At 52.5% G+C, this 13,369-nt stretch carries 3 protein-coding genes and 1 other RNA gene; 1 reads left to right on the forward strand and 3 read right to left on the reverse strand.

Annotation, left to right across the window (positions count from 1 at the left end):
* Window positions 1-25: 25 nt before the first annotated feature.
* The gene (locus FGI41_RS03140) at window positions 26-1,903 is read left to right on the forward strand and encodes a PucR family transcriptional regulator (protein WP_139488507.1); all 1,878 of its coding nucleotides are present in this window, start codon (window positions 26-28) and stop codon (window positions 1,901-1,903) included.
* A gap of 275 nt (window positions 1,904-2,178) precedes the next feature.
* On the opposite strand, the gene rnpB is transcribed toward FGI41_RS03140, so the two are convergent.
* From rnpB to FGI41_RS03155, 3 genes are all read right to left on the reverse strand, one after another.
* Window positions 2,179-2,576, reverse strand: an RNA gene (gene rnpB / locus FGI41_RS03145) — RNase P RNA component class B.
* Window positions 2,577-2,681: 105 nt separating this feature from the next.
* Window positions 2,682-4,394 (reverse strand): glycosyl hydrolase family 18 protein, encoded by a 1,713-nt coding sequence (locus FGI41_RS03150; protein WP_255298299.1) that lies wholly within the window; start codon window positions 4,392-4,394, stop codon window positions 2,682-2,684.
* Window positions 4,395-4,611: 217 nt separating this feature from the next.
* A complete protein-coding gene (locus tag FGI41_RS03155) occupies window positions 4,612-13,209 on the reverse strand; it encodes a fibronectin type III domain-containing protein (RefSeq protein ID WP_139488508.1) in 8,598 nt (2,865 codons plus the stop codon).
* Window positions 13,210-13,369: the final 160 nt, after the last annotated feature.

Consider the following 13,369-nt stretch of genomic DNA (forward strand, 5'->3'; position numbering starts at 1 on the left):
TCAAGGCAGAGGGAGGGATCACGGCATGAACAAAGGATGGATGCTGACGGTGGATGATGTGCTGAAGCGGTCTTATTGTGAGCAGGCGGAGGTGGTGGCGGGAGATCGGGGGCTGGGGAAGCCTGTCCGGTGGGTGCATGTGGTGGAGGTGGGTGAGGAGCTGGCTTTTTTGACGGGGGGTGAGTTGGTGTTGGTGGATGGGACGTTGGAGGGGGCATCGGGTGGGTATCGCGCAGGCGGTGATGGTCGGGACGGTGGTCTGGGATTTCTTCGGAATGATGGGCATGGGAATGATCCTATGAATAATCCGGTGAATGACATTGTTTTTGGGTGCGATGCGGATATGAGTCCGATTCTCTACTTTTTACAAAAGCTGATTACGTGCGGGGCTTCGGGTGTCTGTATCCGGCTTGGTGAGCGGGATATGGAATCATCGGTTTTTGCGTCACTTATGCCGGAAGTCATCATCTCCAATGCTGTCCGCGATCTGGCAAACCGCCACCAATTTCCCTTGATTGTTTTACGTGATGGTACCCCATCTCTTTTCTCTACAATCACCCGCGACCTGCACGAAACGCTCCTCCACCTGCACACCCAGCGGCTTCGTGACGCGGAAAGCTACTCTCGCGGCTTACAGCGGCTTGCCCTTGAGGCTCAGGAGCTTTCGCGCTTGCTGCGGTATTTTCAGGAGGCGGTTCATTTGCAGACTTGTTTTTTGCCGTTGGACGGCGCTCCGGTCTATGTGCCGAGTATGCCGCAGACCGTGCAGCACGAGCTGACACAACTCCTCCACTCCCCCCTGCTGACTTCCCCGATCCTTCCCGCCGAACACGGCCGCATCCCGATCTCCGAGCGAAAAGAACTGTTGTACCAGCCGATTCAAGCGATGGGACATGTACTCGGCTATCTCGTCGTCGTGCTGTTCGAGCGTGAACCCGATGAGTTCCTGCACCTGACCCTCGATTCGACTGCATCCGCAATGGCCCATCTGTTGCTCCGCTCTCTTTTGCTAGAGGAACAAACTCTGAGTCAGCAAGACCAGATGCTAGACGAACTGCTGCGGGGTCATGTCCCTGAAGAAGAGACCGCCCGCACGCTGCTTGGTGTGAAGCCTCACGAACTGAATCCGCCTGTTTATGTAGTGGCTGTCATCGAATTGGAGCGCGGACGAGATACAACCCGTTATGAAGGAGAGATCGAGTCACGAAGCGAACAGCTTCTGGCGATGGTGCGGACGGTATTGTCGCGACGCGGGTTCCGTGTGTTTCTGCGCCGTCAGGGTGAGCGGTTGCACCTGCTTTTGCTGGATTCCGATCTTGCATCTGCCAACCATCAGCCATACGATCACAATCATTCCACCGATCATCACCGTCACCGTTTTGAACCGATCCTGACCGAACTGGAACGCACCTTCCACAAAGCGTATGGTCTCGACACCACTGTCCGCTTCGGCATCAGCCGCGCCTCCATCCGCTACACCGAAATCAGCCGCCGCCTGCAAGAAGCAGAACAAGCCCTGCGCTACGGTAACCTCGGCAAAAATCCCGAGCAATCTGAGTACCCAGGTAGTCCGTTTTTTGAAGATTTAGGCTATTTACGTCTGATCCTTGCCACCTCCCCATCCATGGTATTAGAAGAGTTCGTAGAAGACTACCTCGGCCCCCTCCTCCGCTATGAGCAAAAACACAGCCACCATCAGCTCCTCTTGACCCTCCAGACCTTCCTATCCCATATCGATTCCAAGCTCGAAACCGCTGAACGGCTTTATATCAGTAGACAAACCCTCTACCAACGCTTAGAAAAAATCCGTGAGCTGCTCGGCGACGGCTATCTGGAGCCGGAGCGAAGGCTCTGCATCGAAATCGCGCTACGTACCCATCAGTGGTTGAATAACTTCAACTAAGCCCCCCACCATCTTTCTACCTTTTATATGAATAAATCTTTTCATCCCCCATTCCCTCCCCGGCGTCCTTTTTATCTTTTCCTCCCAACCCGGCAGAGAGCGAGAGGATCATCTGTTTGTAAGGCGACCGGCCGAACAAAGTGAGGGAAAGGCAACTGGAAAACAGATGATCCTCTCGCTCTCTCCCCTCCCCCCTCTTCCGAGGGGAAAAAGAAAAAGGCCGCCGATCTCTATCGATCGACAGCCTTTTATTCCTAAACACTCACATACAAAGTCTCCGTAAGCCACGTTCTGTTCTTCCCCGTGCTTCAAGTGGATTATCCATCCTCGCACATGAGAGGAGAATCATCTATCTTACAGCCCCTTTGCCGGCTGTACCGCTCATCCGTTCCGATTTTCCGTCCGAGCGGTTCCCCTACCAAATTTGGGTTTCACGCAGATGGGGTTTACCTCGTTCCACTCTCCCAGTTTCCTGGGAGATTACGTCTCTGTGGCACTTTCAAGGTAGTAGGGACATATCCCGTAGGACGTAGCCCCGTTCCCTGCCGTCAGTCTGATGAACAGACTGCCCGAAGTTATTAGCTTCGGCATCCGAACTCCAAGCATCTCAGCTTGGGCGTGCGTGGACTTTCCTCAAGACCGCCTGGAAGCGATCCTGCGATTCTCTTCGCAACTTTGTATGTGGTTGTTTGTTTGTGTGTTTCAGTGGGTGGACTCTTAATCTATCACAGAGAGATGTGTAAGATCAAATCCAATTTTTGTATTCCGTTCAAAAGAATTAAGGTGTCAGCTTCGGCAGGCTCGGAATCCACTGTCCGCAGTTCCCCGCAAGCGGCAGGTTGTTGCACACATATTGTCCTGCGCTGTTTTCGGTCGCGGCTCCTGCTGGCGCTGGCTGATGGACGCGTTGTTTCCAGAGCTGCCAGAGCATGAAGCCGTCGTTGGCTCTGCCCTTGTTTTTGATATACTTGACCATCGTCTCGACGTTGTAGTACTGGGTCGCCATGTTGTTCTGCCCGGTCAGCATGTCGGCATCATAGACGGTGCCTGCCGGAGCATTGACCTCAAGCACCGCACCGCCTGCCCCCTCGGGAGCGATCTCCATCCCCATGTTGATCGGGCCGTTATAGATCGCGCGGTACGATTCATAGCCTTCACGCGGATCATAGTAATCGCCCGCATCATAGGACATCAGATTGATAAAATCAATTTTGCTGCCGTGATCCTTCACGACCCTATACATCACCCCGCCGAATGGGGAGCCCCACTGCACTTTCCCCTCTTCAAAGGGCGTGCCCTTGACGTAGTAAGCACCCGTCGACCAGCCTGCGATGGAGATTTTGAGAGTAGCCCCGCGTGCCTTGATCTCGTTGTAGAGGCTGGAGATGATGCCCGCGACCTCACCGTCCTTGGAGCAGCTGAACTGCTCGGCTGTCAGCTTGTTACAGCTGTTGCCGTCGGACTCCCAGTCGATGTCGATCCCGCCTGCTCCGAGGTCTAACGCGAGGTCGACCACTCGTGGAGCATTGAAGCTGGCCCATTGACTGCCTTGGCTATAGGCCCAGCCGCCGACCGAGACCCATGTCTCTGTGCCGCGTGCTTTGAGTGTCGCGATGTTGTTGCGCAGATCCTGTGCCTGCTGGGCGGTGAACTTTTTCTGGCCGTTGTTGGTTGTCGCCCCTTCGACGAATTCGAATCCAGCCACCGCTTGGTCAAATGCATACGAGCCTCTCTGATAAGCAGTATCCGGACGGGCAAAAGCAAGATTGACGTTGGTGATATAGGTCGGAATATTCTCTGGCTTCAGATCATAGATGCTGGTATTCCATGTACTTGCATATGTGATATATTTACGCCCGGTAGGTTGTGGTGTCGTTCCACCGCTCTGGGTAGTGACGCTGAGCTGGTTGCTGGCCGCGCTGATATTTCCAGCTGCGTCTTTTGCTTTGACCGTGAAGTTGTACGTCGTGCTGCCAGCCAGGCCGCTGACCGTAGCGGTTGTGCCTGTTACCGTGGTCGCAAGCGCAGAGCCATTGTAGACGTTGTACCCTGCCACTCCCACATTATCTGTTGAAGCATCCCAAGCCAACGAGACACTGGAGGAAGTAAGCCCTGTTGAACGCAGATTAGCCGGTGTACTCGGTGGGAGGGTATCCCCACCTGTGCTGGTGCAGTCGCTGATGAATTTCCAAGCGCCCCATTCCCCGCTCAGGTCTGGACGCTCATTCTGAGTCCACCACTTCGCCTCGTAGATTTTGCCGTTATAATAGACACGATTGCCAGCGGTATAGACCGCAGTCGAGCTCCACACTTGGTAGCCGCAGGTGTCGGCATCTACCGTGACCGTCGTACTGGCTGCTTCTGCCGGACGCGCTCCCTGCTCCACGGCAAAAGCCATCCCTGGCAACAGACTCATCATCATCGTACCGGCAACCGCCATGCTGACCAGCTTCTTGGACGTGCCTGCCTGCTTGGTTCTGAACATGTTCATACCTACCCCTCCTGATATGTAAGCCTTTCCATTATTTTCATATAATCTGATTCGTCTGAAAAGGAAGAAAATTATACAGAGAGGGGATAAAATCTTCTATCTTCCTATAAAAAGAACACAGCTGTATCCAAGCAAGAAAAAAGCTGCCCCGCGCTGGAGCAGCCTTTTTCCTTATGGCTTGTTGCCTTAGCTCTTACTGTGTGCCATGGTCAATCCCTTACCATTTAACGGCAAAACACAGCTTATGCTTCGCAATCAAACCTGCCTCTACATTGAGCTTGATATTTTTCCAAGAAGAGAGGCTTTTGATTTTATCCCATGTTTCTTTTACTTTTTCTTCTTTGATCTCACCCATTTTTTCGGGCTTGAATTCATCCTCCATGGTGGCGAGATCGATCTCTAAAGGCCCAATCGTCAATGGCATCGTAAATTTGGTGTTGGAGCAGACACTGCCGCCATTGCCGATTGCCTTCATGTCGTACACTTCTTTGGCTTCCAGCTCGAGCAGACCGACTCCAGCCTTAAAGCCTGCTTCCGCTGTCCAGCTCTCGTTTTCCGGAAGCTCGCCGAATGGTTCTACTTCCAGCTCGGCTCCAACACCGATACCACCCTCAGCACAACCACCGAAGCCTTCCGTGTTCAGGCACCAGCTACCGCCCACACCGATCACGACAGAAATCCCACCGCCCATGCAGAAACGGCCACAAGGGTCACGGAGCAGGGTTGGGTTGTTGTTGACATAGCCATACAGATTGGCTTGCTCGGAGTCGAACAGAATCAGGTCACGTGCGGTCCAACGTCCGGACGCCGGATCATAATCACGGCCACCGAAGCGGATCAGACCTGTTTTGTCATCGGTAATCCCTCCTGCAAATCCAAGCTCTAGCGCGAACGCTGGGTTGGAATCAGAGAGTTGGACACCGTAGCTGTCATAGCGAAGCTCTTTGACCACTGTGCCATTCTGATCCAAGACCTGCTGCGGTGTGCCGACCACATCTGTGATGATGTAGTAGCGCTTGCCGCCGCGCTCCATACCAGTCAAGAGGTTGCGGTCATTATAGAAGTACGAGGTGACCACACCCTGTGGATCGACGGTATGTGTAATTTCGTAGGCATTGATTGGATTGCCGTAGAGGTATTGGGTCGTACCTGTGCTGTCTTTACGTGCTGTCCGTCGTCCAGCCGCGTCATAGGTGTAGCCGATGGATTCGCCTTGGGCGGTCGCTTCCAGCAGTTCTCCTCTGGCCGCATAGCGGAACGTATCGGCTCCACGCTGCTTCAGATTGCCGTCTTCGTCGAACTTGTAGGAGACATCTCCCACTTGCTCCAGCTGATCAAAATCCACATACGTGCTGATCTCTTTGCCGGAACCGGTCACTTCGCGGCTCTTACGGTTTTTGTTGTCGTCGTACTCATAGGTCTCACTGAATACCTTCCCGTCTGCACCTGTACGTGTCACAGTCTTCAACTGACCATCGTCATCGTACGTGTAGTCGTAGGTCGTGGTGCCCTCTTGATTCACGACGGTTTTCTGTTCGATGAAGCCACGGGTGTCGAACTTGTAGTCCTCACGATACACCTGCACGCCATTGAGCTTGTAGATGTAAGCATCCACGCGGCCGTATTCATCGTACTCCATGCTGACATCGAGCGCTTCGTCGTGATACGAGCCAAGACGGTGCCCCGGACCGTCGTAGACGTAGTGGAATGGGCCGTATTGCTTCAACGTATTGTCGTCATTCCAGTCAAAGGCAATATCCTGCTCAAACGTACCATACACGTCAGATGTCACCGTCGCATGGATGTTTTTCAGCTTCAGGTCATCGTAGTACCCAAAATCAAAGGTACCTTGTGCTTCGCCATACCATTCATGGCTTTTCACGGTCAGGCTGTCATCTTCATAGCCGAACTTGATGCCTTGAAGAGTACCTGATCCGTCTTGCAGCAGACTCTCCACCTTCTCTACACGTCCCATGGTGTTGCCTGGTTCATAGATGTAGCTGCGGTGAATATCTGGGTCATTGACACTGGTAACATTGGAATCGGTCTCATCACGGCCATATTGGATCACGCGGCCGCTTGCCAGCACCGATTTTTCTTTCAGTCCGCCGAGTGTGTACTCCACGGTAGAGCCTGTCGTCGCCTCTCCCAAGAAGAAGCCTTCGAATTGATCATCCTTGTTGAACGTCTGGTGATAGACCGTACCATCCGGCATGATCACTTTGGTCATGTTGCCGTTCTTATCGAATTCACGCAGGTACTGCTTGTTGCCCGGAGTGGTGATGCTGGTGATTCGGTTGGCTTCGTCATACCCCAGCGTTTTCGCACGTCCGGATTCATCTGTGATCGATTCGATGCGGTTGAGGCTGTCATAGGTGTATTCGATGAATTTGGTTCCTTGGCTTACCTTTTTGGTCCGTCCCTTTTCATCATACAGGTAGGAGATCGGAGCGATTACGCCGTTGCCCTCTTCCAGCCTGCTGACGCGGTCCTTTTCATCAAACGTAATAATGCTGACTTCATTGTTGCTGTCTGTTTTGGTCAAGGTGTTGGTGGCGGCATCATAATGCTCTTTCAGCGTTTTTCCATCTACAACTGTGGTTTTGGTCGTTGTTTTCGTGCTGAATGGGTCTTTGATGTCAGCCAGTTCTGCCTTGTACTCTACTTTGAGGTTGGTGACTTTGTTGTCTGCTGTGATGAATTGAACCTCGGAGACGCGTGGGACGGCACTTCCCCAGCGCGGGTCTGTGGTCATTTTAGTGGTTTGCTTGGAGCCGTCTGGATAGCTGATCTCAAGCGTGCCGTCCGGCTTGGTAGTGCTGATGATTTTGTTGCCGGCTGCATCTGTGACCGTGGTGCGCTGTGTACCGCTATCCTGCCAGTATTCATAGACAGACTGCTTGTTGTCCGGATCGGTAAAGGTCACGGTATGGCCTTTTTCCCCTTCCGTACGGTTCAGTCGCTTGATCCCGCCACGAGGCGTTTCCGCGTAGGTCAGATAGCCTTTTTCATCATAGTCATAGTAGCTCGTGTTGTTCTCTGGGTCGGTGAACTCTTTCATCAGACCATTGGTGTCGTATTTCATCTTGTGCATCTCACCCGCTGCATTCTCTACAGCAATCAATTGGCCGTTCTCCACGGTCAGCACCGTGCGTTGACCATACGGGGAGATGATGGCAGTCGGCACTCCAGCCGCATCACGCTCGATTGTAACGGTCAGATCGTTGTCATCCTTTATGCTGATCAGGCGTCCGTTGCTGTCATAGGTGAAGTCCATCAGTGTCTTGCCGTTGATCCCATTGAGGGTCTGGAGATGACGGCCTGTTGCCAGATTGAATACGAATGCCTGGGTACCGTCTGCGCTTGGTACGGTTACGGTGGCGGCAAGTGCTTTTTTGGTCTTTTTGCCAAGTCGGAAATAACGAGGCTCATCATATTGACCACCCGTATGCGTCGCGATGACCATAGAGCCGTCTGCCGCAACGTCGAGAATGTACATCATCGGATATTCGACAATGACCGTATCATCCATACCGCCTGCATTGGATACCTTCGCCAGCTTCGCGAACAGGTCAGGCTCATACATGTGAACAATTCCATCTGCGCTAATCTTGTAGTACTCCTCGGAGAATTTATCCAAGAAATAGATGTTCCCTTGAGCGTCCATATCGAAGGTCAGTGGAGCGAAAAATACTTCGGTCGCTTTGGCTCCATCATGGATATTTTCATCGACGAGTGGATATTCATTCCCCGGTGTATACGGTATGGTATCACCTGCGATTACCTTGATCACACCATCCGGGGTGATTTTTTTGATGACAGAGCTGGTATAGATATAGCCTGTCGGAGAAGCATCATCTGCGATGACTCCTGTTTGAATCGTGTAAATCGAACCATCTGGCCCTATCTCCAGTTCAAAATTCGTGTTACCGATGTTTTTCTTCGTGGCAGGACCGGATACTTTGCCGTTCATACGCAGGTAATCCAAGCGATCCTCTTTTTTAGGCAGAGACAACTGATAGACACGTCCTGCTGTGTCGATCCGTGTGATTACATAATGGAGGTCGACAAAATAAAGACTTCCATCCGGGCCTGCCTCATAGTCGCCGGGATTCGAGAAGCTGACTTTGGTGCCAAGCGTACCATCCGGGATACCATCCTCGGACTTCAGGGTACCGCCTCCGGCAAAGTGCGTCCAAGTAGTCTCATTCGGCTTCTTGCGCCAGATCTTGCCTTCCTTCGCATATAAGCCGCCGATATACATCGTGCCGTCTGCAGCTACTTCGCTGACCCAGCCCGGTGTACGGCCTGCTACCATCTCTTCGGTACCATCTGCTTTGATCCGATAGATACCATATGGGGTACTGGTGCCTACTCCATCCGGATCAGCTTTACTGTAATAGAAGTAACCGTCTTTACCGATCAGGAAGGTACTCCGGTACGAAGGAGCATAGACCCTGCCCATCGTTGACGTCCATTCTTCAAAATTCTGCAAATCGGCATCAGAGAGGAAATCATGGTTGGAGAGTCTCCAGCCCGCAATCCCCATATCGTCAAACGGATTGACCGGACTCTCGATGTCGCCGTCCCATTTGCGCACGCTCTTGATCTCTTGTCTACCGACTTGATACGAATTGTTGCCGGAATCAAAAGGAATCCGCGCCCAGATGCGGGCCAAATCCTCTGGCTCTGACCATGATGTAGGCAAAGTGTCTACGGTATTTTTGTAGTAGTAGTTGATATACGCAACATACGGATGGGTTCCTACCAGAGAACGTCCGTAGGAATCGGTTCCGTCCCATACCACTTCAAATTTCTGATTCGGCAGGTTCGGGAACGATTTTGCGTATTTTTTTCCTGCTACATAGACTTCTGCATCAATTCTCAGCAGGGAACCAGGTACTTCGCGGTCATTGGTAATCGGGACAATGATCGTGTTTTTCGCTTGGTAGCCCTTGTTGGACTTGCTGTCATAGGTGAGATTCAAGCCGGTTCCTTGGATCGGGATCGTCTGACCAAGAGACTGGTCTCCACAACCGATAATGGAACCCGGCTGTTGCTGCTTACACATCGCTTCTTCTGCGGATTCTGTTTTTTCTTTGTCGTCTGAATCCTTGTCTTGGTCTTTCTGGTCTTTATTAGCCGGAGTGTATGGTGGATCTTCGGGTGGATCGATGAAATCTTCCGGCAATGCAGCAGATACGTTCACGTTAAAATCATGTGCGGTAAAATGGTGGGTCGGAACACGCCACACGCTTTGCCCTTCTTTGTAAAGGGTGGCAAGACGGGTACGCTCTTCCACACTCAGTTTGATCCGGTTGAACTTGTCATCACCGTCCGGCTGGTTGTCGCCATCGACGTCAATCTGGGCGACTCCGTCTGTGATTCCGACGATTTTGATCACGACGCCGTTCGGTTCTGCTTCCCAGCTTCCTGTGGTCAGGTTGTAGTAGCCATGCGGCATCGCCATACCTGTCGGGAAATTCATGAAGTTGTCTACATAGATATAGACAGGCTGGTTAAAAGTAACCGAGGTGGCACCGGCAGCGATGGCTTCATCGACAGAGAATTCGGCCGCATAGGTATAGGCCACGAGTGGCGGCAGATTGCCCGGCATCGCTTCTGGTCCGCGATCGCCCACGGTGTACTCGGTTGCACGTACATTCATCGTGCTAAGATTTTGCGTAGAGCCATCTGGCATCTTCATCTGAGCGGTGGTGCCCGGTGTGAAGATGATGGTCGCTTGGCGTGTTCCATCCTGATCGGTGACAGGACTGCCTTGGGCGACCTGATACTCGGTTCCATTCACTTGGACAGGAGTTACGTTGGTGTCGAGCGGCGTCATCACGACATCAGGCAGGACGGTGTAATCTTGTGGATTGGTCTCTGCTTTGCGCTGGATCGTCATGTAGCCTTTCTTTTCATACTGAACGGTGATGGCATTCGAGCCATTGGCCGCGATGTCGAACATCCCGTCAGCACGGCTGTAGGTGCGGCCCACTTCGTTTTGATGCAGGACCGTTACCTTCACTCCCGGCAGTGCTTCTCCAGAAGTGTTCAGAACCTTTCCTTTCAGGACAACAATGCGATCTTCATCAATAGAGCCTGGTTGCATATCCAACTGGATCGGTTCTGCTCCCTCGAAAAGGAAGGATACCGCATCGTAGAAGCTGGTTCTGCTGGTGGTAGGCAGAGCTGGTGCTACCGTAGACGGATCAACCGGAAGATTCCCGAGCGATTCCGGTGTAGCAATCGCCACCTCTGACTTGGCTGATTCGCGTCCGCTCGTATTGACCGCGGTGATGGCGAAGGCGTAGGTGGTTCCATTGTTCAGTGCTTTGACCGTGTAGCGGGTCACTTTGCCTGCTTGAATCGCTGGCTTCCATGTCGTGCCTCCGTTATCGGAGACATACACCTTGTAGCCTGCGAGATCATAATCAGTGATCGCGTTCCAGCTGAGCAGCACTTCCCCGTCTTTTGCCTGTGCAAGAAGTCCGGTTGGAATCTTATAGGCAGATGGGGCAGCGGTAATCAAGCTGGATTTGGCTGACTCGTTGCCATTCTTATCTACAGCGGTCACGGCGAAGGTGTACTTCGTTCCGTTGGTCAGATACGTGACATTGTGAGTCGGTCCGTAGGCATAGTATTCTTTGCTCCACGTCTTACCGTTATCTTCTGACTGATACACCTTGTAGGTAGCCAAATCGCTGTCTGGCACAGGTGTCCAGTTGAGTGTGATGGCAGTATCCTTGGATTCTGCTGTCAGTCCGCTTGGCACTGCAGGTGGGATGCTGTCACCCGTACCTGGCTTGGCGGTGACTGGTGCGGATTTGGCTGATTGGTTGCCGTTCATATCGGTGGCAACAACAGCGAAGGTATAGGTGGTTCCATTGCGCAGGGATGTGAGCGTATATGTATTTTTCTTCCCTGCGTTCGCGGTGTTCTGATACCCGCTCGGCTCAGAAATATAGATGATATAGTTGGCGAGGTCACCGTTGTTGACAGGCTCCCATGTCAGTGTGACAGTGCCGTCCCCTGCTTCTGCCTTCAATCCGGTCGGCACAGCAGGTGGAATCGTGTCGCCGCCCATCACAGGTGTCTGGATCAGACCGCGTGACTTCGGTGATTCATTACCCGCCTTGTCATAGGCCGTGACCGCGAACAGGTACGGCTGGTTCAGCGTCAAGCCGCTTACCGGAAATCCTGTCGCCATCCCTACATTCAGACCTGGATTCCATGTCTGACCATTGTCCGCTGACGCATAGATCCGATAGCCTGCCAAGTCTGCATCGGTGACTCCCTCAAACATCACGACAACCCTTCCGTCAAACAGAGACATCGTCTGTGTGATGTTCGGAGTAGCAGGTGGTGTCTGATCGGTGTTTGGAGCAACCGGTTTCGCTTTGGCCACAGCAGATTTTGCTGATTCGTTGTCACTGTGGTCATACGTACTTACGGCAAACGTATACTCCGTCCCGTTGGTAAGTCCGCTCAGTACATACTCGGTCGCAACCCCAACGTTAAAACGGGAGACCCACGTCTGTCCGCCGTCCTTGGAGACGTAGACCAGATAGCCGGCCAGATCTTTATCCGTCACAGCCGACCACTTCACGGTCGCCTTGGCATCGCCTGCTGTTGCTGTCACATCAGCGGGCACGGCCGGCGGTGTGGTATCAGGGACAGGCACATCATTGGACACTTCAAAAGCACCTGCCTGGGAATTCCAAGCATATTGCTCACCCCAGCCCGGTTTGAAGATTCCGACACGGATAGCATACGTACCGAGTGTCGCATCTTCCGGCACGTTCCATGAAGCCAGATAGTTCGACTGGACATTGCCCGCCAGTGTCTGCTGGTCATAGAACTTTTGGAACACCTTTTTCCCGGCAGGATCGTATACTTCGATATCGATCAGCGCCTGTGAATCAGAAGATGCGGTCACAGGGACGACGATCTCCAACAGACTTCCCGGACGGACCTTTTCAGGAATCGCCACAGCTGCCGTCTGGTATGACTCTGCTCTGGTCTCAGGCGGTACGGTTACCGCTCCATTTACTTGTATAGACAACTTGTTGGTTTCTTTGACATACGTGGTCTTGCGGTCGGCACTCAGGACTTCGGCTCCAACCGTGTAGGCCCCCGCTGGAAGCGTACGTGGCACAGACCAAGTGAGGCCGAATGTCTTTGGTTGACCCGCTGGCAGCACCACTTCGGTATAACGCTGCTGGGCAACGATGAACTGATCCTCATCGTATACGCTTACTTCGACGATTGCATCCGTCAGCTCGGTTGTGCTGGTCGTATTCACGGTCACCTGCACATCTTCCCCGACCTTTGCCGGATTCGGTGCAGCCTCTGCAGCAAGACTCACGCTGGATGGATTCTCCACAATCTTGACTGTGGCTGCTCCCGCATGCCAGTGGAGTTGACTCTCCCAGCCAGCCTTGATAATCCCTAAGCTGACGGTATACGTACCATATGCCTGATCAGCCGGGGTTTCCCAAACGAATGGAAAACGTTTGGTCTCCCCATCATTCATCGGCTGATTATCTACGAATTTTTGAAAGACTTTGACACCATTGGCATCAAAAATCTCCAGGTCAACCAAGATGCTTTGGGTCACCATAGCTGTGACGACCGCCTCGAAGTTGACACTCTCCCCCGGCTTGATGGAGCTCGGGTTGGCGATAACGGATGTAAGATAGCTTGATTCGGCCAGGGCCGTGCTCGGCTGAACCATCGGGATCAGGTTGGCAACCAACACCGCCAAGATCGTGAGCAGCCGAAGCCATTTGCCTTGTATTCGTGAATTCATTGTTGTTAATCACCCCTACTTTTTTCCCGTTTTTTTAACCTGATGTAAAAACATATGCCTCCATCATCATGTCACCCCCTCATAATCAAGTGATTTTAATGCTATTTATTGTAAACGTCAATATAAACATAGGTATCAAGATGCAAAAAAGACCACGCAT

The sequence above is a fragment of the Brevibacillus dissolubilis genome (genome assembly GCF_006170445.1).
Lineage (GTDB): Bacteria > Bacillota > Bacilli > Brevibacillales > Brevibacillaceae > Brevibacillus_B > Brevibacillus_B dissolubilis.

Bases quoted from the DNA above. Each gene is read 5' to 3' on its own strand.
- FGI41_RS03150 (WP_255298299.1), bottom strand. From the start codon at position 4,394: ATGAACATGTTCAGAACCAAGCAGGCAGGCACGTCCAAGAAGCTGGTC.
- FGI41_RS03155 (WP_139488508.1), bottom strand. From the start codon at position 13,209: ATGAATTCACGAATACAAGGCAAATGGCTTCGGCTGCTCACGATCTTG.
- FGI41_RS03140 (WP_139488507.1), top strand. From the start codon at position 26: ATGAACAAAGGATGGATGCTGACGGTGGATGATGTGCTGAAGCGGTCT.